Below are 22758 nucleotides of genomic sequence, written 5' to 3'. Positions count from 1 at the left end.
AGACATCGGGATCACCGGCGGCCTCCATCCGATCGGTGACCGGGACGGTCTCGTCCCCGAGGCGCTTCACCAGCCGGTCCAGAGTCGGCTGATCCTTGCTGGGGACGGCCTCGGCCGCCCGCCTGAACAGCAGCGCCCCCTCGGCGAGCATGAGTTCGACGTCCTGGCCGCGCGGCACCTTGATCTGCGCGTCGTGCCACCAGTGCGCGATCGGATCGCCCCACGCCTCCACCCGGAACGACCACGACCCCATCTCCGTGGGCGTCACCCGCGCCGACCACCGGTCAAGGCCGACCCCGACCTCCGACATCCGCTGCCCCGGCAGCTCCTCGCCGTCCGGCGTGCGCAGCACCACCGCCGCGCCCAGCATCTCGTGCCCCTCCCGGAACACCGTCGCCGACACCTCGACCGTCTCACCCACCACGGCCTTCGCCGGCCACCGGCCGCACCCCACCACCGGCGCCACGTCCAGAATCGGAATGCGACCAAGCCTGGGAATGCCGGTCATACGGGACGTCCCGGACTCGACGTGCATGCGTCACCCCTACCCCTGCGAGACTCACGAAACGTCCCATGCCCGCGATCCGGCGCCTACCGCCCCGTAGTTTGGGATAACTTTACGCACCGGCCCGATCGCGGAAAGTCACCGACCGAACCGCCGAAGTCCCTGGCCAGACGGGGGTTTTCGCGGCCGCGGGGCGCGCCGGGCGACCGATCCGCGCGGTAACGGTCCGCTTCCCGCCGTCGCGTGCAGCCGACACGAGCGCATAGCGTGGCTATGTGTGAAGGCAATCCGACGTTTCACGGTCCGCACCGTCCTTCCCGAGCCGCTGCGGCAGCTTGAGGAGCTCGTCCTCAACCTGCGCTGGTCCTGGCACCACGAGACGCTCGACCTGTTCCGCGCCGTGGACCCCGCGCTCTGGGAGGCCGTCCACCACGACCCCGTCCGGCTGCTCGGCGAAGTCTCGCCGGAGCGGCTGGCGCAACTGGCGGAGGACCGGCGGTTCCTGCGCCGCCTGCAGGACAACGCCGAGGACCTGCGCGAGTACCTGACCGCGCCGCGCTGGTACCAGACCCGGCCGGGCGGCCCGTCGTCCATCGCCTACTTCTCGCCCGAGTACGGGATCACCGCCGCGCTGCCGCAGTACTCCGGCGGCCTCGGCATCCTGGCCGGCGACCACCTGAAGACGGCGAGCGACCTCGGCGTCCCGATCCTCGGGGTCGGGCTGCTGTACCGGCACGGGTACTTCTCCCAGTCCCTGTCGCCGGACGGCTGGCAGCTGGAGCGCTACCCGCCGATCGACCCGAACGGGCTGCCGCTCACCCTGCTCCGCGAGCGGGACGGGACGCCCGTCCGCGTCGTCATCGGCGTCCCCAAGGGGCAGGACCTGCACGCGCAGGTGTGGATCGCGCGGGTCGGACGCGTCCCGCAGCTGCTCCTCGACTCCGACGTCGAGGACAACGACCAGGCGGCCCGGGACGTGACCGACCGGCTGTACGGGGGCGGCGGCGACCACCGGCTGCTGCAGGAGATGCTGCTCGGCATCGGCGGCGTCCGGGCGATCCGCGCGTACTGCCGCATCACCGGGCATCCCGCGCCCGAGGTGTTCCACACCAACGAGGGCCACGCCGGGTTCCTCGGCCTGGAGCGCATCCGCGAGCTGGTGTCGGAGGACGGGCTGACGTTCGACGAGGCACTGGAGGCGACGCGCGCCGGCACGGTCTTCACCACGCACACCCCCGTCCCGGCCGGCATCGACCGCTTCCCCCGCGACCTGATCAGCCGGTACTTCGGCGGCGCCAACGAGGAGGAGCAGGTCCCGCTCGACCGGGTCCTCGCGCTCGGCAGCGAGGACTACCCGGGCGGCGACCGCACCGTCTTCAACATGGCCGTGATGGGCATGCGGCTGGCGCAGCGGGTCAACGGCGTCAGCGAGCTGCACGGCGAGGTCAGCCGGGAGATGTTCGGCGGCCTGTGGGGCGGGTTCGACACCGCCGAGGTCCCGGTCGGCTCGATCACCAACGGGGTGCACGCGGGCACCTGGGTGGCCCGCGAGGTGCTGGAGTTCACCGCCCGCGAACTGCCCGCGGTGATGGAGACCGGCCGCGGCTGGGAGGGCGTCCGCGCCGTGTCCGAGCCGGAGATCTGGCGGATGCGGGGCCTGCTGCGGCGCCGGCTCGTCCAGGACGCGCGGCGCCGGCTCCGCGAGTCGTGGCGGCAGCGCGGCGCCAGCGAGGCCGAGGTCTCCTGGATCGACGACGCGCTCGACCCCGACGTCCTGACGATCGGGTTCGCGCGGCGCGTCCCGTCCTACAAGCGGCTCACGCTGATGATGACCGACCCGGACCGGCTCCGCTCGATCCTGCTGCACCCGGACCGGCCCGTGCAGATCGTGATCGCGGGCAAGGCGCACCCGGCGGACGAGGGCGGCAAGAAGCTGATCCAGCAGATCGTGCGGTTCGCCGACTCCGAGGACGTCCGGCACCGCATCGTGTTCCTGCCCGACTACGACATCGCGCTCGGGCAGCTCATGGTGCAGGGCTGCGACGTGTGGATGAACAACCCGCTGCGCCCGCTGGAGGCGAGCGGCACGTCCGGGATGAAGGCGGCGCTGAACGGCGGGCTGAACCTGTCGATCCTCGACGGCTGGTGGGACGAGTGGTACGACGGCCAGAACGGCTGGGCCATCCCGTCCGCCGACGGCCTGTCCAGCCCCGACCGGCGGGACGAGCTGGAGGCCGCCGCGCTGTACGAGCTCATCGAGGACCACGTGTCCGTCACGTTCTACGACCGCGACTCGGCGGGCCTGCCCCGGCGCTGGCTGGAGATGGTCAAGCACACCATCGCCACGCTCGGCCCGAAGGTCCTCGCGTCCCGGATGCTGCGCGACTACGTCGAGGGCCTCTACACCCCGGCCGCCGTGTCCGAGCAGGCCATGGTCGCCGACAAGTACGCGGGCGCCCGCGTGCTGTCGGCGTGGAAGCAGCGGGTCCGCAAGGCGTGGCCGGGCGTCACCGTCGAGCACGTCGAGTCCAACGGCGAGGAGAGCCCGCAGGTCGGGGCGCGCCTCACGGTACGGGTCGTCGTGGACCTCGGTGGCCTCGACCCGGACGACGTCGCCGTGGAGGTCGCCTACGGCCGGGTGGACGAGACGGACGCGCTCGTCGACCCGTCCTACCTGGCACTGGACGAGGGCGAACCGGCGGAGAACGGCCGGCGCCGCTACACCGGCGAGGTCCCCCTCGGGCGCAGCGGCGCGTTCGGCTACAGCGTCCGGGTGGTGCCGAGCCACCCGCTGCTGTCGGGCCGGGCCGAGATGGGCCTGGTGGCGCTGCCGCCCGCCCCGCAGGGCATGACGAACGGCGACCTGCGCTAGCCGTCGTCGTCCTCGTCCTCGTCGTCGTCCTCGCCCGGCGGGTCGGCGACCTGCCAGGCAGCGGCGACGAGGGGCAGGAAGACGTGCGTCGCCAGCAGCGCGAACAGGATCAGGAAGAGGGCGGCGCCGGGGATCTGCGATTCGCGGCCGTCGCGGTCCACGGCCGACGTCACGACCAGCACGGCGGCCAGCACGAAGGTCGTGGCCCGGTGCGCGCTCGCGAACGCGCGGAGCCGCGCGGCGAGCTGGCGCGGCGGCGTCCACCCAGAACAGGCCCAGCGTGACCGCGCCCGCCCCGGCCAGTGCCCGGCGGGGCCGCCGCCGGGCGTAGCGCGCGGGCAGCCGGCGCCCCAGTTCCGCGAGGCGGTCCGCGTGCTTCGTCATGGCGTGTCTCCGATCCTCGGGAACGGTGTCAGCGAGAAGACGACCTCGACCGGCACCTCGAAGTACTCGGCGATGCGCAGCGCGAGGTGCAGGCTGGGGCTGTACTCGCCCCGTTCCAGGTAGCCGACGGTCTGGTAGTGGACGCCCAGCGCGGCGGCCAGGTCGCGGCGGGAGACGCCGCGCTCGGCCCGCAGCACCGGGATGCGGTTGTGGACGGCCTCCTTGTCGGCGGGCACCCGGCCCGCCTTGCGGATCATGGCGTGGCCCTCGGCGTCCTCATGCGCACCCCCGTACGGGAACTGGGATCATCGGTCATATCTCTGCATTCATTGATAGTAGATGTACTACATCACATCACATACTTGCAAGCGAGCGAACCCTGGCAGGATGGGCACGTGCGACTGGCCGAGCGACGCGACCGGCCCCTGCGGCGGCTGCCGGAGGGGCGCACGGCCGACGCGCTCCTGGCCGCCGCGTGCCTGCTCCTCCTGGTCGTCATCGCGCTGCTGGAGACCCACGTGGCCGGCCGCGAGACCATGCCCGCCCGCGGCTGGGCGCTGATCGCGGTCGCGTGCGGGGCGCTGTACTTCCGGCGCGGCCATCCGGTCGCGGTCGCCGCCGTCACCCTCGCCGCCTGCGGGATCTACTACCCGGCCACCGGTCCCGACGGCCCCATCGTGATCACCTTCGTGATCGGGCTCTACACGGCGGCCGCCGCGGGGCGCCTGGTGACGGCCGGGCTGCTCGCCGCCGCCGCGATGGCCGGCACCGTCTACGGCGACAGCCGCGACGACACCAACCACCTCGCGGACGCGGCGTCGTTCCTGCTCGCCGGCTGGTTCGTCGCCGTCATCGCGATCGGCGGCGTCGTCCGGAACCGCCGCGCCTACCTGCGGGAGGCCGAGGAGCGCGCCCGGGTCGCCGAACGCGGCCGGGAGGCCGAGGCCCGCCGCCGCGCCGTCGAGGAGAGGCTGCGCATCGCCCGCGAACTGCACGACGTCCTCGGCCACAACATCTCGCTGATCAACGTGCAGGCCACCGCCGCGCTGCACGGGCTGCGCCGCGAACCCGAGCGCGCCGAGGACGCCCTCACCGCGATCAAGCAGGCCAGCAAGGACACGCTCCGGGAGATGCGCGCCACCCTCGGCGTCCTCCGCCAGGTCGACGAGGCCGCCCCGGTCACCCCCGCCCCCGGCCTCGCCCGGCTGGACGAGCTGACGAACGGCATCGCCGCCGCCGGCCTCACGGTCCGCACCGAGATCGAGGGCGGGCCGCGCGCGCTGCCCGCCGAGGCCGACCTGGCCGCGTACCGGATCGTCCAGGAGGCCCTGACGAACGTGGCCCGCCATTCCACCGCGTCCGCCGCCGTGGTCCGCGTCGGCTACACCGGCGAGGGCGTGACGGTCAGCGTGGAGGACGACGGAGAGCCGAGGCCGGGCGCGCCTTCCGAGGACGGCAGCGGTATCCGCGGCATGCGCGACCGCGCCGAATCCCTGGGCGGCACGCTGAAGGCCGGACCCGGCCCGGATGGCGGCTTCACCGTCCTGGCCCACCTGCCGCTCTGAAAAAAGTGCCCGGGGCGATGAGTTCCCGGCGCGGGCCGGGTCAACACGGGCATGGTGACAACGCAGACACTCCAGACGCCCGAAGCCGACATCGTGTACGACGTCTACGGCCCGCTGCCGCCCGCCGGCGGACGGCCGCCGCTCGTCATGATCGGTCAGCCCATGGACGCCACCGGCTTCCGCACGCTGGCGTCGCACCTCCCCGACCGCACCGTGGTCGCCTACGACCCGCGCGGCCTCGGCCGCAGCACCCGCAAGGACGGCCGGAACGACCACGCGCCCGATGTGCAGGCCGCCGACGTGCACGCCCTCATCGAGGCGCTCGGCGCGGGCCCGGTCGAGATGTTCGCCAGCAGCGGCGGCGCGGTGACCGCGCTCGCCCTCGTGGCGGCGCATCCCGGCGACGTCGCGACCCTGGTGGCGCACGAGCCGCCGATCATCCCGGTGCTGCCCGACGCGGCGTCCGCCGAGCGCGCGCGGGCCGAGGTCCGGGCCGTGTACGAGAGTAAGGGCTGGGGCGCCGGCATGGCCGCCTTCATCGCGATGACGTCGTGGCAGGGCGAGTTCACCGACGACTACTTCGCCCAGCCCGCACCCGATCCGGCCATGTTCGGGATGCCGGCCGAGGACGACGGCACCCGGGACGACCCGCTGCTGTCCGACCGGTCGTGGGCGGTCAGTGACTACCGGCCCGACGTCGCCGCTCTCACCGCGGCGCCCACGCGCATCGTGATCGCCGTGGGCGAGGAGTCGAAGGGCGTCATGACCGGACGCACCTCCGAGGCGATGGCGGAACTGCTCGGCGGTCCGGCGACCGTGTTCCCGAGCCACCACGGCGGCTTCCTCGGCGGCGAGTTCGGCCAGGCCGGACAGCCCGCCGCGTTCGCCGAAAGGCTGCGCGACGTGCTCGCCGACGCCGGTTGACGGCGGCCTGGGGCCGCCCCGGCCCGCACCCGGCGCCCTGAAGCGAAGCCGTCAGCCGGGCCGGTCGTCGGCGTCCCGGGCGGCCAGGGCCTCGTAGGCGGGGGCCAGGACGTCCGTGAGTGCGCGGCGGCGGATCTTCACGGGCGGCGGCGCGGCCACCTGGAGGACGAAGCCGGGCGGGACGGCCGGGGACGGGGGACGGTCGCGGAGGCGGGCCAGGCCGGACGGGGGCGTCCAGAAACCGGCGGCGGTCAGCGGCTCGTCCTCCATGTCGAGGGGGTCGGGCCCGGTCCCGGCGCCGCGCCGCAGGCCGGCGAGGAGCTGGTCGCGGCCGCGGCCGTTCCACTCCAGGATCAGGAACGGGTCGTCGTCGAACGCCTCGGCCAGCAGGTACAGGACGGCCGCCGCGTGCTTGCAGGGGTCGCCCCAGTCGGGGCAGTCGCACATCAGGTGCAGGTCGGACGCCGAACCGGGGAACAGCGCGAGGCCCAGCTCGGCGAACACCCACTCGATCTCGGGCGGCATCTCCCCGGCGAGGAGGTGGGCGCGGAACACCGCGCGGGACGCGAGTTCCTTCTCGACGGCCCGCCAGTCCGCCTCGTCGATCGCGTCGATGCCGAGCGCCACCTCGTACGGCTCGGGCGCCGAGCCGTGCACCTTCGCGCTCACCTCGTACGGCTCCACGCGCAGGTCGAACACGTTGCCCTTGCGGGCGTAGGTCCGGCCGCGCTGCAGGCGGCCCTTGTCGGCGAACGACTCGACGAGGTCGATGAAGCGGCGCGACCACCACTGGGTGCCGATCGAGCCGCGCTTGTTGCGCGCCTTGATCCCGTCCCGCATCAGTCGCTCACCGCCTCGGGGGACAGCCGCAGGACGTCGCGGAGTTCGGCGACGGACAGTTCGGTCAGCCAGTCCTCGCCGGTGCCGACGATCGACTCGGCGAGGGCCTTCTTGCGCTCGATCATCTCGTCGACGCGCTCCTCCATCGTCCCGACGCAGATGAACTTGCGGACCTGCACGTTGCGGGTCTGCCCGATGCGGAACGCGCGGTCGGTGGCCTGGTCCTCGACGGCCGGGTTCCACCAGCGGTCGACGTGCACGACGTGGTTGGCGGCGGTCAGCGTCAGGCCCGTCCCGGCGGCCTTCAGGGAGAGCAGGAAGATCGCGGGCTCCCCGTCCTCCTGGAAGTGCTGGACGAGGTCGTCGCGACCCTGCTTGGACGTCCCGCCGTGCAGCCACAGGACAGGACGTTCGAGACGGGCCGCGAGATAGGGCTGGAGCATCGAGCCGAACTCGGCGTACTGGGTGAAGACGAGCGCCTTCTCGCCCTGCTCCAGGACCTCGGCGCAGATCTCCTCCAGCCGTTCGAGCTTCCCGGAGCGGCCGGGGAGCCGGGAGCCGTCCTTGAGCAGCTGCGCCGGATGGTTGCAGACCTGCTTGAGCTTGGCCATCGTCGCCAGGACGAGCCCGCGCCGCTTCGTCTCGTCGGCCTCGGCGATCTGCTGGAGCATGTCGTCCACGGTCGCCTGGTAGAGGGACGCCTGCTCGGTCGTGAGGTTGCAGTAGACCTTGATCTCCTGCTTCTCCGGCAGGTCGGAGATGATCGACTTGTCGGTCTTCAGGCGGCGCAGGATGAACGGCTGCGTCGCCCGCTTCAGCGCCATCGCCGCCTGCTCGTCGCCCTCGCGCTCGATCGGTATCGCGAACCGCCGCCGGAACGCGCTGCGCGGCCCGAGCAGGCCCGGGTTCGCGAACTCCATGATCGACCACAGTTCGGTCAGGTGGTTCTCGACCGGCGTCCCGGTGAGCGCGACCCGCGTGCGCGCCGGGATGCTCCGCACGGCCCTCGCCTGCCGCGTCCCGCTGTTCTTGAGCGCCTGCGCCTCGTCGCAGACGACCCGTCCCCACTCGATGGGGGCGAGCATCTCCGCGTCCCGCGCCGCCGTCCCGTACGTGGTCAGCACCAGATCGGCGCCGGCCACGGCCTCGACGAGGTCGTCGCCGCGATGCCGCCCGGTTCCGTGGTGGACGTAGACCCGCAGCTTCGGCGTGAACCGCGCCGCCTCCCGCTGCCAGTTCCCCACCAGCGACATGGGCAGGATCAGCAGGGTCGGAGCGGGGCGGGCGCCGTTCTCGCGTTCATGAGTGAGAAGGGACAACACCGACACGGTCTTGCCCAAGCCCATGTCGTCCGCGAGCAGGGCACCGAGTCCTAGATCGTCCATGAAGGTCAGCCAGGCTAGGCCGCGCTCCTGGTAGGGGCGCAGCTCGCCGTCCAGGTCGTCGGGCGTGCCCATCGGGGTGAGGCGGCGGTCGGCCTCGCCGGAGAGGAGGTCGCCCAGGGGGCCGCCCGCGTCGACCTCGGCGAGGGGGAGGGTGTCGTCGCCGGCGTGGACGATCGCGCGGATCGCCTCGGCGGCCGTCATCCGGCCGCGGCGGGGGTGCCGGAGGAAGTCGAGCGCCGCTTCGAGCTGCCGCTCGTCCAGTTCGACCCACTGGCCGCGCAGCCGGACGAGCGGGGTCTTCAAGCGGGCCAGTTCCGCCAGTTCGGCCTCGTCGATGCTCTCGTCGCCGATCGCGAGGTCCCAGCGGAAGTCGACCATCGCCTTGAGGTCGAACCCCGAGGACGCCGCCGCCCCGGACGACGCCTCCGGATCCTCGTTGCGGGTGGTCAGCTTCATGCCGAGCTTCGCCTTGCCCGCCCACTGGGGGAGCAGGACGCCGAACCCGGCGGCGGCGAGCAGCGGGGCCGCCTGGCGGAGGAAGCGGAACGCGCCCGCGGTGTCGAGGACCAGCTCGTCCGGCGCGGGGCCGTCCAGGGCCGGGGCCAGGTCGGGGAAGAGGCGCAGGGCGCGGCCGAGGCCGGCGAGGAGCGTCTCCTCCGCGTCCGGGATCGAGGTGGCCTCGCCCTCCCACACCATGGCGGCCGGGACGTAGAGGCTGGGGTCGTCGGTGCCCTGGAGGGCGAACTCGACCCGCCAGGCGTCGGCCTGCGGCTTCTCGGACTCGCCGAACTCGCTGTCGCCGAACTCCTCCGCGCCCGGTTCGGCGAGCCGGAAGCAGACGCGCAGCGGGCCGGACGGCCGGCGCGCGGCGGCGGCCCACGCGTCCAGTTCGGCTATCAGGTCGCCGGGGTCGTCGCGGGGCTCGCGGGCGACGGCGGCGGACGGGCCGGTCAGCGCCATCACCCAGCGCTCGGCGAGCGGCAGCCGGTCGGGCTCCTTGCGCCGCGACACCAGCAGCGGGTGCGGCACCACGCCCCGCACGGCGGTGTCGACCAGCCCGGACAGCGCCTCGCGCAGCACCTCGGCGGCGGGACGTCCGCCCTCGGCGGCGCGGCAGGCGGCGGGCATGGCGCGCGCGAGCTCCCGGAACCGCGCCGGGTCGTCGATCACCGGACGCCAGCGCGCCACGAGATCGCCGTCCTCGCGCAGCAGCGCGGGCAGGACGTGGCCGCGCGAGGCGAGGTGCACGGCCTCGTCCGCGAGCACGCACAGGAACCGCAGGTCGGTGCCCGGGACGACGTCGGCGCCGTGCTCGGCGGCCTGGAGCAGCGCCATCGCGGGGAAGGGTTCGAGGACGAGCGCCGGGACCCGCCACGGCCGCAGCTCGGGCTCCTCCCGCACCGGCTCGGGGCCCAGCTCCGCCGACGGCAGCGGGTGGTCGCCGAGCGTCGGCAGCGACATCGCCAGCTCGACGCGGAACGCCGTGCGGACGAGCGGCTCGTACGACGTCCCGGTGAAGTCGCAGGTCGCGAAGGGGTGGACGTCCGGTGCGGGCTCGTACGGGCCGGTGCGCTCGGCCCAGAGGCACAGCGCACCGCCATGCCAGGTGGCGTGGGCGACGAGCATGGTCCCCGAAGCTACCAGCAGCCTCCGACAGCACCGCTCGTCACGGCCGTACCGGCGGCGGCCGCGCCGCGGGCCCTGGTTAGGCTCGGGACGTCCGCCACCGAGTTGCGCAGGAGGGTCGCCGTGGGCGAGTTCGTACGGGTCGAGGCCGAGGACGGGGTCGCGACGATCAGGCTGGACCGTCCGAAGATGAACGCCCTGAACGCCCAGATGCAGCGGGAGCTGATCGACGCGGCCCGGCAGGTCACCGAGGACGCCGCGGTGGGCGCGGTCGTCCTGTACGGCGGGGAGAAGGTGTTCGCGGCGGGCGCGGACATCAAGGAGATGGCCCCGATGTCCTACGCCGAGATGTCGGCGGGCCACTCGCGGCTCCTGCAGGACTTCGCCAAGGCGCTCGCCGCCATTCCCAAGCCGGTCATCGCCGCGATCACCGGGTACGCGCTCGGCGGCGGGCTGGAGGTGGCGCTGACGGCCGACTTCCGCGTCGCGGGCGAGGGCGCGAAGGTCGGGCAGCCGGAGATCTCTCTCGGCATCATCCCCGGCGCGGGCGGCACGCAGCGGCTGTCGCGGCTCGTCGGCGCGTCCCGCGCCAAGGACCTGATCTTCTCCGGCCGCCACGTCAAGGCGGACGAGGCCCTCGCCATGGGCCTGGTCGACCGCGTCGTCCCGGACGCCGATGTCTACGCGGCCGCCAAGGAGTGGGCGGCGACGTTCGCCGGCGGTCCCGCGATCGCCCTGCGCGCCGCCAAGCAGGCCATCGACCGGGGCCTCGAGGTCGACCTCGACACCGGCCTGGAGATCGAGCGGACGCAGTTCGCGGCCCTGTTCGCCACCGACGACCAGGCGAACGGCATGAAGAGCTTCATGGAGGAAGGCCCCGGCAAGGCCACGTTCACCGGCCGCTGACCGGCGCTCACGCCCGGGTCCGCCGGCGGCGATCCGCAGCGCGCTGTGATGGATGACGGTTAAACCGTTATTTGTGTTTTTGGGTGTGCTGCCGGGGATTGTGAAGGTCGGCCGATAGCATCTGCCGCCATGCGACACGCGTACCGAACCGCGCTCGTGACGGGCGCGTCCAGCGGGATCGGGGAGAGCTTCGCCCGCCTGCTGGCCGGCCGCGGCACCGATCTGGTGATCGTGGCGCGCCGGGCCGAGCTGCTGGACGGGCTGGCCCGCGAGCTGGTCGAGCGGTACCGGGTCGCCGTGGAGGTGGTGGCGGCCGACCTCACCGACCCCGCGCAGCGCGCCGAGGTGGAGGGACGGCTGAGCGCCGAGCCGGTCGAGCTGCTGGTGAACAACGCCGGGTACGGCGCTTTTGGAGCGTTCGCGGAACTTCCGCTGGACGACCACCTTGCGCAGATCGAGCTGAACGTGACGGCGCTGGTGCGGCTCGCGCACGCCGCGCTGCCGGGGATGATCGAGCGCGGGCGCGGCGGTGTCCTGAACGTCGCGTCGATGTCGGGGTTCGCGCCGTCGCCCGGCAGTGCCACCTACGGGGCGACCAAGGCGTATGTGGCGTCGTTCTCCGAGAGCCTGCACTCCGAGGTCGCCGGCAAGGGCGTGCACGTCACGGCGCTGTGCCCGGGCTTCACCCGGACGGAGGACGAGCAGCCCGGCGTACATGGCCCGGCCAACCTGCTGTGGCTGCGGCGCGACGACGTGGCACGGGCCGGGCTGGACGCGGTGGCGGCCGGACGTGCGCTGTGCGTCCCCGGCGTGCAGTACAAGGCGGCGCTCCCGGCGCTGAAGCTCGTCCCGAGGCCGCTGCTCAGGGCCGCCGTGAACCGCATGTGGCAACAGGCAGCCGACACCCGGTGACAAAGCGCGGTGACAAAACGGCACGCCGCTTTTTGCTCAGGTCTACAAAAGTTCCCGTGGGTTGATTGTTGCGGTGCTGACTTGACGGGGGTCACGGTGAGTGGCGACGATCGAACCTACGCTTGAGTAGGTTGTGTGTACGGCCTGCTGGGCGGCCCGATCGAGCCGCGGCGCGGCGGCCCGTCCGGCAAGACCACTCGTCCCAGCGAAGGAACCACATGTCCGTGACCCCCGAAGAGAAGTCCCAGACCGGCCTCCTGCACGACCTTGAGCCGGTGGTCGAGAAGGAACTGAACCGGCACCTGTCGATGGCCAAGGAATGGTTCCCGCACCAGTACGTCCCGTGGAACGAGGGCCGCGACTTCGACGGGCCGCTCGGCGGCGAGCCCTGGTCGCTGGAGCAGTCCAAGCTCAGCGTCGAGGCGCGCGAGTCGCTCATCGTCAACCTGCTCACCGAGGACAACCTGCCCGGCTACCACAACGCCATCGCCACGGTGTACGGCCGCGAGGGCGCCTGGGGCACCTGGGTCAACCGGTGGACGGCGGAGGAGAACCGGCACGGCATCGTCCTGCGCGACTACCTCACCGTGACCCGCGCGGTCGACCCGGTCGCGCTTGAGCGCGCGCGCATGCACCACATGGAGGCCGGCTACGCGGCCGACCACGGCGACTCGTTCCTGCACGGGACGGCCTACGTGTCGTTCCAGGAACTCGCCACCCGCGTCTCGCACCGCAACACGGGCAAGGCGTCCGGCGACCCGGTCTGCGAGCAGATGATGGCCCGCATCGCCGCCGACGAGAACCTCCACATGATCTTCTACCGGAACCTCCTGGCGGCCTCGCTGGATGCGTCCCCGAACGAGACGATGCGGGCGATCACCGATGTGGTGAAGGGCTTCCAGATGCCCGGCTACAGCATCGACGGGTTCCTCCGCAAGTCCGTCATCATCGCCAACGCCGGCATCTACGACCTGCGGCTGCACCACGACGACGTGCTCGTCCCGGTGCTGCGCAAGTGGAACGTGTTCGACCGCACCGACCTGTCCGGCGACGGCGAGAAGGCCCGCGAGGAGCTCGCCGAGTTCATGCAGCAGCTCGACGCCGCCGCCACCAAGTTCGAGACCCGCCGCGAGGAGCGCCGCGCCCGGCAGGCCGCCCGCAAGGGCTGAGCGCGGGCTGATCGCGGGAACGCGTCCCCGGTTTCCCGCGTCAAAGGGGACATGGGGACGCATCGGCGACTGGGCGGGTATCGGTTGCTGGACGAGATCGGCCGGGGCAGCACCGCCGTGGTGTACCTCGCCATGGACGCCCATGGCCGCGAGGTCGCCGTCAAGGAGCTGGTCCCGGAGCTGACGGGGGTCCGGGAGGCGATCGACCGGCTGGCGCGCGAGATGCGGGCGCAGGCGCGGGTGCGCAGCGCCTACGTCGCGGGCCTGCTGGACGGGGCGATCACGGCGGAGCGCCCGCACGTGGTCATGGAGTACGTGCCGGGCTGCCCGCTGAACGACCTGATCCCGGCGTACGGGCCGCTGCGCGGCGACCGGCTGGCCCGGTTCGCGCGGCGGCTGGCGCTCGCGCTCGGGGACGTCCACGACGCGGGCGTCCTGCACCGCGACGTGTCGCCGGGCAACGTCATCGTCCTGGGCGACCGGCCCACGCTGATCGACTTCGGGATCGCGCACGAGTCCGGGGCCGAGCAGATCACCCGGCGCGGGATGGTCGTGGGGACGCCCGCCTACCTGGCCCCCGAACTGATCGAGGGGGAGCGCGCCACCACCGCGTCGGACGTGTTCTCCTGGGCGTCGACCGTCGCGTACGCGGCGACGGGCCGCCCGCCGTTCGGGCGGGGGTCGCTGCACGGGGTGTGCTTCCGCATCCTGCGCGGCCAGGCCGATCTGGACGGCGTTCCCGAGCCGGTGGCCGGGCTGCTGCGGATGGCGCTCCGGCGCGACCCGTCCCGCCGTCCGCCCGCGCGCTGGTTCGCCGGGGCCCTCGCGCCGCTGCCGGGAGGCATGGGGGGCCGTCCACCCGCGGGGCCCTCGGCGGTCGCCGGCGGGGCGGTGGCGGCCTGATGCCGATTAGATCTTCCCGGCCGGATCGGCAAGGGTAGGGTTTCGGAAACGATGAAGGGAGCCGTCACGTCCGGGGACCGAATCGGCCACTACAGCGTCCAGCAGACCCTGGGAGAAGGGGGCATGGGCGTCGTCTACCTCGGCGCCGACCCCGAGGGGCGCAACGTGGCCATCAAGGTGCTGCGGCCCGCGGTCGCGGGGGACGCCACGGCGCGCCGCCGGCTGGCCCGCGAGGTCGACTCGATGCGCAGGGTGCACAGCCCGCACGTCGCCGAGATCCTCGACGCCGACGTGACCGCCGACCAGCCCTACATCGTGACCCAGTACGTACCGGGCCGGACGCTCGAAGAGGTCGTCGAGGACTCCGGGCCGATCTACGGGCCGGGGCTCCAGCGGCTCGGCGTGGGGCTGGCGTCGGCGCTGTCGGCGATCCACGGCGCGGGGATCGTGCACCGCGACATGAAGCCCGGCAACGTGATGCTCGTGGACGGCGAGCCCGTCGTGATCGACTTCGGCATCGCGCAGGCCGCCGACGCGACCCGGCTCACCGCGACCGGGATGGTCATCGGCACGCCCGGCTACCTCGCACCGGAGATCATCGAGGGCGAGGACGCGGGCCCGCCGTCGGACGTGCACGCCTGGGCCGGGACGGTCGCCTACGCCGCCACCGGCCGGCCGCCGTTCGGCTCCGGCACCTTCGAGTCGATCTTCTACAAGATCATGCAGGGCACGCCGGACCTGGAGGGCGTGCCGGACGCGATGCTGCCCGTGCTGCGGTCGGCGATGGCGCGGCACCCGGCCGAGCGTCCCACCGCGGTCAACCTGGTGCAGCTCACCCGGCGGATCCACCTCGAAGCGACGATCACCGACCAGACCCGCGTCGACCGGCACTACCCGGCGGCCGGCGCGTCCCCCGCGGCCGGCACCTCCCTGGACGAGCCGGCGGCCGACCACTCCCGGATGTTCTCCATGCCGGTGACGGGGCCGCCGGAGTCCACGTCCCAGGACGTCCCCGCGCGGCCCACGACGCCGGGCGGGACGATGCCCCCGGTGCCCGCGCCCGTCCCGGCGCAGCCGCGCGACTTCGTCGGCCAGCTGCCGCCCGCCGCGCCGCCGCCTCCGCCGCCGGGCCCGCCGCCCGCGCAGTTCAAGGCGGGCGAGCAGTTCGGGCCGCGCGGCTACGACCCCTACGACCGGGGCGCCTACCCGCCGCCGTACGGGCCGCCGAACCAGCCACCGCCGGGAGCGCTGCAGCGCGGCCCGTACGACGCGCAGGCGCAGGCGCAGGGGCAGGACGCGCAGCGCCGCGTCGCCGACCAGGCCCGCACCGACCGCGACCGTGCCGACCGGGACCGCCGCAAGCCCTACGGCTGGTACCGGGTGCTCAGCTTCATCGTGCTCGTGGCGCTGCTCGGGTTCGCCAACATCGCGCCGCTGCTCGCCCTCGGCGTCACCATCGCGGGCGTGTTCGTGCTGCGCGCGGCGGACAAGGCCGCCAAGGGCATGGAGGGCCGGCAGACCCGGCGCGGGCCGCGCACGGGCGACGCCGTCGCCGCCGCGTTCCGCACGCCGCTGCACCTGCCGGGCGCGCTGATGTCCACGGTCCTGTGGACCTCCCTCAGCCTGATCGCCGGGCTGATCATGCTCGGCGTGCTGATCTTCGCGCAGTCCGGCATGACGGCGTCGAAGGCGATCGCGTACTCGTCGATGGCGGTGATCGGGCTGCTGTGCCTCGCGCCGGGCAGCGGCGCGCCCCGGCGCCAGCTCGCCCGGATCTGGGGCGCGATCCTGCCGCGCGCCGAGGCCGCCCTCGCGGGCGCACTGATCCTCGGGATCTTCGCGGGCGTGCTGGCCGGGCTGTCGCAGCGGCAGCCGCCGGACACCACCCCGCTGGACGGGATGAGCCAGAGCCTCGAGGGCCTGCGCGCCGACGTCCACGACCTGGTGACCAACATCCCCGGCATGTGATCGGGCTCGTCCCCGCGGGCGGGCACGGTCGGTAGGGTGGCGGCCCATATGAGCGGTGAGACGAGCCATCAGGAACACATCGGGCCCTACCGGCTGCTGGCGCGGCTGGGCGGTGGCGCGGCGCCGGGCGATGGCGGTGCGGTCCACCGCGCGGCCGGGCCGGACGGGCGCGACGTGGCGATCCGGCTGCTCCCGCCCGGCGCGGCGCCCGACATCGGGCGGATGCGCGAGGTCCTCAGCCCCTACGTGGTGGACGTCCTGGACGGTGAGCCCGCCGGGCCGCGTCCGTACGTCGTGTCCCGGTTCGTCCCGGGCCGGCCGCTGGCCGAGACGGTCGCCGAACGCGGCCCGCTGTCCGGGGACGCGCTGCGCCGCATGGCGTCCGGGCTGGCCAAGGCGCTCGCCGCCATCCACCGGGCGGGGCTCGCGCACGGCGAGCTCCGGCCGGGGACCGTGCTCGTCGTGGACGACGCGCCCGTCGTGGTCGGCTTCGCGCTGGCCGCCGGGGCCGGGGCCGCCGATGACGTCCGGGCGTGGGCCGCGACGGTGACCTTCGCCGCCACTGGACGGCATGACGCGCCCGCGGGTGCGCTGCCGGCCGCCCTGCGCTCGCTGGTCGAGGCCGCCGCGCATCCCGATCCGGGGGCGCGCCCGGCGGCGGAGGAGCTGGCGGAGGCGGCGTCCGGGCTGGATCTTCCCGCCGTCCCCGCCGCCCGCCCGCCGGCGGAGCCCGTTCCGCCGGGCCGGCCGGAGACCCTGCCCGGTGCGGACGCGGAGGCCGGCCCGGGCGCGGCCCGCACGTCGGAGCCGGTGAGCGGCGAGGCGCCCGAGATGCGGGTGGCGCTCGGGTGGGCGCGGCTGCTCGCGGCCATGGTCGTGGTGATCGCGATCGCCGTCGCGATCATCGCGCCGGTCGCGGGACTCGTCCTGTCGTTCGCCGCGGTGACGCTGCTGCGGCCGGCGGGCACGCCGGAGAGTCGCGGGGCGCGCGGCTGGGCGGCGGCCCTCGGGCGGACGCTGCTCACCGTCCCGTACGCGGCGGTGCTCGCGGTGGCCGTCCCGGCCGGGCTCGCCGCGGTGTCGGCGGTGGGCGGCCGGATCGACTCGCTCACCGCCTGCGCGTTCGGCGCGGGCGCCGCGGCGGCGGTGCTGTGGACCGCGCCGGGCGTGCGCGGACCGCGCCGGGGGCTGGAGCGGATGCTCCTGCCCCTCGCCCGGCGGCCCCGGCTCGTCGCCGCCGCGGCCGTGTGCCTCGGCGTGCCGGCCCTGCTCGCGGTGGCCGGGGCGATGACGCTGGGGCCGAGCTTCGCCCCGATGTACGGGGTGCAGCAGACGCTGGAGAGCTCGATGGACCGCCTCCAGCACGCCGTCAACCGGTGGTGAGACGTGAGGTCCGTCACGTCCGGTTCGGGACGCGAAAGGCCCCGTGAACGCCCCGGATACGTGGGTAAGGTCTCACGAACTGGGATTTGCCAGTAGGCTACTCATTAGTAACATTGCTCGTGCACGGCCGAATCAGGGACCCGGCTCCGAAGTGCGTTCGGGTATTTGGCAGGCTGTGACTTCGACAACGCACGTCCGCGTCGACCCGCCACGGGCGGCGCCCCTCAGCCGCTCACCCAGCGGCCAACTGAGTGCAGGGAGGTCGGCCACCGGCCATGAACATCGTCGTCCTGGTGAAGCAGGTTCCCGATACGGAGAGCCCGCGCAAGCTGAAGTCCGATGACAGCACGCTCGACCGCGCCGCGGCGGACGGCGTCATCAACGAACTCGATGAGTACGCGATCGAAGAGGCGCTGCGCATCAAGGAGGCCCACGGCGGCGAGGTGACCGTCCTGACCATGGGTCCCGACAAGGCCACCGACTCCATCCGCAAGGCCCTGGCCATGGGTGCCGACAAGGCCGTGCACCTCCACGACGACGGTCTCGCCGGCTCCGACGCGCTGCAGACCTCGTACGCCATCCAGCAGGCGCTCGGCCGCACCGGGTTCGACCTGGTGGTCCTCGGCTCGGAGTCCACCGACGCGCGGACCGGCGTGCTCGCCGCGATGCTCGCCGAGCGGCTCGGCGCCGCGCAGGTCTCGCTCGCCAACAAGGTCGAGATCGACGGGACGTCCATCAAGGCGCAGCGGCAGACCGACTACGGCTTCGACCGGGTCGAGGCCGGCCTGCCCGCGGTCGTGAGCGTCGTGGAGAAGATCAACGAGCCGCGCTACCCCTCGTTCAAGGGGATCATGGCGGCCAAGAAGAAGCCGGTCGAGACGCTCGGCCTGGGCGACGCCGGCATCGACGCGTCCCAGGTGGGCCTGGCGAACGCCGCCACCGAGGTGGTCGACTTCGCCGAGGCGCCGCCGCGCGCCAAGGGCGAGATCGTCACCGACGAGGGCGACGGCGGTGCGAAGATCGCCGAGTTCCTCGCGTCGAAGAAGTTCGTCTGAGCGAGGAAGGGGATTAGGAACCAATGGCTGAGATTCTCGTCCTCGTCGACCATGTCGACGGTGAGGTCAAGAAGGTCACGCTCGAACTGCTGACGCTGGCGAACCGGCTCGGCGAGGCCGCCGCGGTATGGGTCGGGCCCGGCTATGAGAAGGCCAAGGACAAGCTCGGCGAGTACGGCGCCGGCAAGGTCTACGTGGCCGCCGACGAGGAGCTGGCCTCCTACGTCGTCGCCCCGAAGGCCGCGCTGCTCGCCCAGCTCGTGAGCGAGAAGTCGCCGGCCGCCGTGCTGGTCGCCGCGACCGCCGAGGGCAAGGAGATCGCGGGCCGCCTCGCGGTCAAGACCGGCTCCGGCGTGCTGACCGACGTCGTGGACGTCAGCGACGGCTTCGTCGCCGAGCACTCCATCTTCGGCGGCGGCATCATCGCGCACGCCAGGGTGAGGACCGGCACGCCGATCATCGCCGTCCGGCCGAACTCCGTCGCCCCCGAGGCGGCCGCGGCCACCCCGGCCGAGGAGCAGGTGTCGGTCACGCTGTCGGACGCCGACAAGGGCGCGAAGATCGTGGAGAAGGTCGTCCAGGAGAAGGGCGAGCGCCCGGACCTGACCGAGGCCGCGATCGTCGTCTCCGGCGGCCGCGGCGTCGGCGGCGCCGAGAACTTCAAGATCATCGAGGGGCTGGCCGACTCGCTCGGCGCGGCCGTCGGCGCCTCCCGCGCCGCGACCGACGCCGGCTGGTACCCGCACTCGTTCCAGGTCGGCCAGACCGGCAAGACCGTGTCGCCGCAGCTCTACATCGCGGTCGGCATCTCCGGCGCCATCCAGCACCGGGCCGGCATGCAGACCTCGAAGACCATCGTCGCCATCAACAAGGACCCCGAGGCGCCGATCTTCGAGCTCGTCGACTACGGCATCGTGGGCGACCTCTTCCAGGTCGCGCCGCAGCTCACCGAGGAGATCACCAAGCGCAGGTGACCTCCCGCGAAGAGCCCCGGCGACGCGCGTCGCCGGGGCTCTTCGTCGACCCGGCCGGGCCACCGGTGCGACACCGGTCTCCCCGGGCCGAGGGGTCAGGCGGCGATGGGTTCGGGGCGGGTGTCGTTGGGGTCGCTGGATTCGGCCCGCACGGCGGGGGCCGTGCCGGCGGTCGTGCGCAGCGGGACGAAGCGGGCGCCCGCGGCGATGACCAGGGCGAGGACGACGACGGTCCCGACGCCGATCCGCAGGGAGGTGGCGTCGGAGAGGAAGCCGACCACGACCGGGCCGAGCAGCAGGCCGCCGTAGCCCATCGCGCCGACCTGGGCGACGGCCGCGGCGGGACGGTCCGGCGCGGCGGTCCCGGCGAGCGAGATCGTCGTCGGGACGACCGTGCAGACGACCAGCCCGGTCACGAAGAACCCGGCGATCGCGACCGCCGGGGTCGGCGCCAGCACGACGACGGTCATGCCGGCCGCGGTGCCGAGGCCCGCGCCGGTCAGCAGGCGGCGGGTGCCGACGCGCATCCGGACGCGGTCGCCGACCAGCCGGCCGAGCAGCATCGCCAGCTCGAACACGGGGTAGCCGACGGCGGCCACGGCCTCGGTCGCGCCCAGCTCGTCGTGCAGGAGCAGGCCGCTCCAGTCGGCGATCGAGCCCTCGGTCATGAACGCGAGGAACGCGAGCACGCCGATCAGATAGACCGCGGCGGGCAGGCGGCGCGCCCTGCGGCCCGTCCCGGCCGCGGCGGGCGCCACCGGGTCGGGCAGGTAGGTGCGGCCGAGCGCGAGGCCCGCGGGCAGCGACAGCAGCGCGGCGGCCAGCACGGTCTCGGTGAACCCGAACCCGGCGGCGGCCGTGGCGACGCCGAACAGCCCGCCGCTCATCGCGCCGACGCACCAGCCGGCGTGCATGCCGCTCATGACGGGCCGGCGGTACGCCTGCTCGACGACGCTGCCCTGCGCGTTCATCGCGATGTCGGTGATCCCGAACGTCATGCCGAACAGCGCGACGGCGGCCAGCAGCAGGCCGTAGGTGGGCGCGAGCGCGACCGCGACGTAGGACAGCGCGGTCAGCGGGAGGGCCGCCCGCAGCACCGCGCGGCTGCCCGCGCGCGCCATGACGCCGCGCAGCGCCTGCATGGCCGCGATGGCACCGAGCCCCCAGACGAGGACGACGATGCCGATCTCGCCCTCGGTCGTCCCGAACTTGCCGGCCAGCGCGGGCATGCGCGCCACCCACACTCCGGTCAGCAGACCGGCCAGCGCGAAGGTCAAGAACGTCCCCGAACGGGCACGGAACAGCATGTTTCACCTCTTTCTGGGCTCGGCGGGGCGCACCCCGTGCCGCTCGCGCGGCGTCGTGGCGGACGTCGCCCCGGACCGCGCGGCGGGCCGGGGCCGTGCGGGTGTCCCCGCACGTGGGTCAGGCGCTCCGGATCTCCGAAGGTCCGCAGCGCTCGGGGTTCATGGGGGCGTACGCCCCGTGGTCAGCGCTCCAGGAGGTCCAGGAGCCGCCGTTTCAGCGCTTCCAGCTGGCCCGCGTCGTACAGGCCGGGGTCGTGGCTCACCACTTCCCAGAGGCCCTCGGCCGCCAGGCGGACGACCATCGCGGTGCCCGGGTCCGGGTCCTCCGCGGGGGCGCGGCCGTGCCAGCGGCGCATCGCCTCGTTCAGCGGCTCGGCCTGCTCCGGGTCCGCCGCGGCGGCCGTGATGGCCGACCAGCGCCGGTAGGCGCGGGCCTCGCCGGTGAGGATCTCGAACGTGGCGTCGACGTAGGCGCGGGTGTAGGCACCCGGCGCGCCGTCCCCGTAGGAGTCGATGTAGGACGCGATCAGGTCGTCGAACTCCTCGATGACCCGCGCCACCATCGCCCGGACGAGCGCCTCCTTGGTGGGGAAGTGGTAGAGCAGCCCGCCCTTGCTGACGCCGGCCCGGTCGGCGACCGCGCTGAGCGTCAGCGCCTGCGTCCCCTGCTCGGACAGGACGGCCTCGGCGGCGTCCAGCAGCGCTTGCCTCTTCATGACCCCTCCACTGTACCGGCTGGACGGTACACACGGTGAACCCGGTCCCCGCCCGCGCTATTCCCGGTGTCCGCACGCCGGTTCCGGTGTCCGCGCAAGGGCACGGGCGGCCGCGGGGAACAGGGCGGGCGCGGATACTGTTGACCGCGTGGTGACCTACCTCGACCATGCGGCGACTACCTCGATGCTGCCCGAGGCCATCGAGGCGATGACGGCGGAGCTCCGCGAACTGGGGAACCCGTCCTCCCTGCACGCGGTGGGACGGCGCGCCCGCCGCGTCGTCGAGGAGTCCCGCGAGATCATCGCCGAGGCGTTCGACGCCCGCCCGAGCGAGGTCGTGTTCACCTCCGGCGGCACCGAGGCCGACAACCTCGCGGTCAAGGGACTCTTCTGGGCGCGCCGCGCCGCCGACCCGGCCCGCGTGCGCGTGCTGGCGGGCGCCATCGAGCACCACGCCGTCATGGACGCGGCGCAGTGGCTCGCCGACCACGAGGGCGCCAAGGTCGAATGGCTCCCGGTGGACGGGCTGGGCCGCGTCCGTCCCGAAGCGCTGCGGGAGGCGCTCGGCTCCGGCGACGACGTGGCGCTCACCAGCGTGATGTGGGCCAACAACGAGGTCGGGACCGTCCAGCCCGTCGCGGACCTCGCCGCCGCCGCCCGCGAGCGCGGCGTCCCCCTGCACACCGACGCGGTCCAGGCCGCCGGGCAGCTGCCCGTCCGGTTCGCGGCGAGCGGCGCGCAGGCGCTGACCATCACCGGCCACAAGCTCGGCGGCCCGATCGGCGTCGGGGCGCTGCTGCTCGCCAAGCCGAAGGAGCCGGTGTTCCTCGACCCGGTGCCGCTGCTGCACGGCGGCGGTCAGGAGCGCGACGTCCGGTCCGGGACGCTCGACACCCCCGCCATCGCCGGGTTCGCCGCCGCCGTCCAGGCGACCGTCGCGCGCCGGGAGGCCGAGTCGCGCCGGCTGGCGGAACTGCGCGACCGGCTGATCGAGGCCGTCCGCGCCGCCGTGCCCGACGCCGTCCTGAACGGCGACCCGGTCGACCGGCTGCCCGGCAACGCGCACTTCTCCTTCCCCGGCTGCGAGGGCGACGCCCTGCTCATGCTGCTGGACGCGCGCGGCATCGCGTGCTCCACCGGGTCCGCGTGCTCGGCCGGCGTCTCGCAGCCCAGCCACGTGCTCCTCGCGATGGACGCGAGCCCCGAGCGCGCCCGCGGCTCGCTGCGCTTCACCCTCGGCCACACCTCCACCGAGGCCGACGTGAAGGCCCTCGCCGACGCCATCGGCCCGGTGGTGGAACGCGCACGTCGCGCCGGTCTCAGCTGATCTGTCCAGGTTTGACCGTCCCTTGAACGGGGACAGC

At 73.6% G+C, this 22758-nt stretch carries 19 protein-coding genes; 12 read left to right on the top strand and 7 right to left on the bottom strand.

What is annotated here, in order from left to right; translation table 11 throughout:
- A partial coding sequence (locus AL2_RS10690; protein WP_245666506.1) for a maltotransferase domain-containing protein occupies nucleotides 1-466 on the bottom strand: 466 nt, incomplete at its 3' end.
- Between the two features lie 316 nt (nucleotides 467-782).
- Between AL2_RS10690 and glgP the strand changes: the two genes are divergently transcribed.
- Nucleotides 783-3377 carry an alpha-glucan family phosphorylase gene (glgP, locus tag AL2_RS10685; protein WP_067632356.1) on the top strand — a complete coding sequence of 865 codons (2595 nt, stop codon included), beginning with the start codon at nucleotides 783-785 and terminating at the stop codon, nucleotides 3375-3377.
- Here the strand turns inward: glgP and AL2_RS10680 are convergent.
- Both AL2_RS10680 and AL2_RS10675 read right to left on the bottom strand, forming a co-directional pair.
- Nucleotides 3374-3571 carry a hypothetical protein gene (locus tag AL2_RS10680; protein ID WP_067632354.1) on the bottom strand — a complete coding sequence of 66 codons (198 nt, stop codon included), beginning with the start codon at nucleotides 3569-3571 and terminating at the stop codon, nucleotides 3374-3376. The two genes, glgP and AL2_RS10680, sit on opposite strands and share 4 nt — an antisense overlap.
- Nucleotides 3572-3757: 186 nt before the next feature.
- Nucleotides 3758-4018, bottom strand: a complete 261-nt coding sequence (locus tag AL2_RS10675; protein ID WP_067632352.1) for a helix-turn-helix transcriptional regulator — start codon at nucleotides 4016-4018, stop codon at nucleotides 3758-3760.
- A 138-nt stretch (nucleotides 4019-4156) separates the two neighbouring features.
- On the opposite strand from AL2_RS10675, the gene AL2_RS10670 reads away from it, so the two are divergent.
- The gene (locus tag AL2_RS10670) at nucleotides 4157-5326 is read left to right on the top strand and encodes a sensor histidine kinase (RefSeq protein WP_245666505.1); all 1170 of its coding nucleotides are present in this window, start codon (nucleotides 4157-4159) and stop codon (nucleotides 5324-5326) included.
- A 51-nt stretch (nucleotides 5327-5377) separates the two neighbouring features.
- Nucleotides 5378-6250, top strand: coding sequence for an alpha/beta fold hydrolase (locus tag AL2_RS10665; RefSeq protein ID WP_210748561.1), 873 nt, complete (start codon nucleotides 5378-5380; stop codon nucleotides 6248-6250).
- 51 nt (nucleotides 6251-6301) lie between these two features.
- Here the strand turns inward: AL2_RS10665 and AL2_RS10660 are convergent, their stop codons facing one another.
- Nucleotides 6302-7090, bottom strand: coding sequence for an SWIM zinc finger family protein (locus tag AL2_RS10660; RefSeq protein ID WP_067632349.1), 789 nt, complete (start codon nucleotides 7088-7090; stop codon nucleotides 6302-6304).
- Nucleotides 7090-10101 carry a DEAD/DEAH box helicase gene (locus AL2_RS10655; RefSeq protein ID WP_067632347.1) on the bottom strand — a complete coding sequence of 1004 codons (3012 nt, stop codon included), beginning with the start codon at nucleotides 10099-10101 and terminating at the stop codon, nucleotides 7090-7092. Before AL2_RS10655 ends, AL2_RS10660 begins: the two co-directional genes overlap by 1 nt.
- 123 nt (nucleotides 10102-10224) lie before the next feature.
- On the opposite strand from AL2_RS10655, the gene AL2_RS10650 reads away from it, so the two are divergent.
- From AL2_RS10650 to AL2_RS10615, 8 genes are all read left to right on the top strand, one after another.
- Nucleotides 10225-11007 carry an enoyl-CoA hydratase/isomerase family protein gene (locus AL2_RS10650; RefSeq protein ID WP_067632345.1) on the top strand — a complete coding sequence of 261 codons (783 nt, stop codon included), beginning with the start codon at nucleotides 10225-10227 and terminating at the stop codon, nucleotides 11005-11007.
- Nucleotides 11008-11136: 129 nt separating this feature from the next.
- Complete coding sequence (locus tag AL2_RS10645) at nucleotides 11137-11919, top strand: SDR family NAD(P)-dependent oxidoreductase (protein WP_067632344.1); 783 nt, start codon at nucleotides 11137-11139, stop codon at nucleotides 11917-11919.
- A 218-nt stretch (nucleotides 11920-12137) separates the two neighbouring features.
- The gene (locus tag AL2_RS10640; RefSeq protein ID WP_067632342.1) at nucleotides 12138-13088 is read left to right on the top strand and encodes an acyl-ACP desaturase; all 951 of its coding nucleotides are present in this window, start codon (nucleotides 12138-12140) and stop codon (nucleotides 13086-13088) included.
- 51 nt (nucleotides 13089-13139) lie between these two features.
- Nucleotides 13140-13991 carry a serine/threonine-protein kinase gene (locus AL2_RS10635; RefSeq protein WP_083946313.1) on the top strand — a complete coding sequence of 284 codons (852 nt, stop codon included), beginning with the start codon at nucleotides 13140-13142 and terminating at the stop codon, nucleotides 13989-13991.
- Nucleotides 13992-14042: 51 nt separating this feature from the next.
- On the top strand, nucleotides 14043-15959 hold the full coding sequence (locus AL2_RS10630) for a serine/threonine-protein kinase (RefSeq protein ID WP_083946311.1): 1917 nt from the start codon (nucleotides 14043-14045) through the stop codon (nucleotides 15957-15959).
- A 48-nt stretch (nucleotides 15960-16007) separates the two neighbouring features.
- Nucleotides 16008-17342: a protein kinase family protein gene (locus AL2_RS10625; protein WP_067632336.1), complete on the top strand. Its 1335-nt coding sequence runs from the start codon at nucleotides 16008-16010 to the stop codon at nucleotides 17340-17342.
- A 275-nt stretch (nucleotides 17343-17617) separates the two neighbouring features.
- Nucleotides 17618-18397, top strand: a complete 780-nt coding sequence (locus AL2_RS10620) for an electron transfer flavoprotein subunit beta/FixA family protein (RefSeq protein WP_067632334.1) — start codon at nucleotides 17618-17620, stop codon at nucleotides 18395-18397.
- A 23-nt stretch (nucleotides 18398-18420) separates the two neighbouring features.
- Complete coding sequence (locus AL2_RS10615) at nucleotides 18421-19371, top strand: electron transfer flavoprotein subunit alpha/FixB family protein (RefSeq protein WP_067632333.1); 951 nt, start codon at nucleotides 18421-18423, stop codon at nucleotides 19369-19371.
- Between the two features lie 95 nt (nucleotides 19372-19466).
- Here AL2_RS10615 and AL2_RS10610 read toward each other — a convergent pair whose 3' ends face one another.
- Both AL2_RS10610 and AL2_RS10605 read right to left on the bottom strand, forming a co-directional pair.
- Nucleotides 19467-20678, bottom strand: a complete 1212-nt coding sequence (locus tag AL2_RS10610; RefSeq protein WP_067632331.1) for an MFS transporter — start codon at nucleotides 20676-20678, stop codon at nucleotides 19467-19469.
- A gap of 182 nt (nucleotides 20679-20860) precedes the next feature.
- Entirely contained in the window at nucleotides 20861-21394 is a 534-nt protein-coding gene (locus AL2_RS10605) for a TetR/AcrR family transcriptional regulator (protein WP_067632329.1), read from the bottom strand.
- 151 nt (nucleotides 21395-21545) lie between these two features.
- Between AL2_RS10605 and AL2_RS10600 the strand changes: the two genes are divergently transcribed.
- A complete protein-coding gene (locus tag AL2_RS10600; RefSeq protein WP_067632627.1) occupies nucleotides 21546-22721 on the top strand; it encodes a cysteine desulfurase family protein in 1176 nt (391 codons plus the stop codon).
- The last annotated feature ends 37 nt before the right edge of the window (nucleotides 22722-22758 follow it).

Source organism: Actinomadura latina NBRC 106108, from assembly GCF_001552195.1.
GTDB lineage: Bacteria > Actinomycetota > Actinomycetes > Streptosporangiales > Streptosporangiaceae > Spirillospora > Spirillospora latina.
The sequence above is the reverse complement of the archived record's forward strand: the minus strand, read 5'-3'. Positions and strand labels throughout refer to the sequence as shown.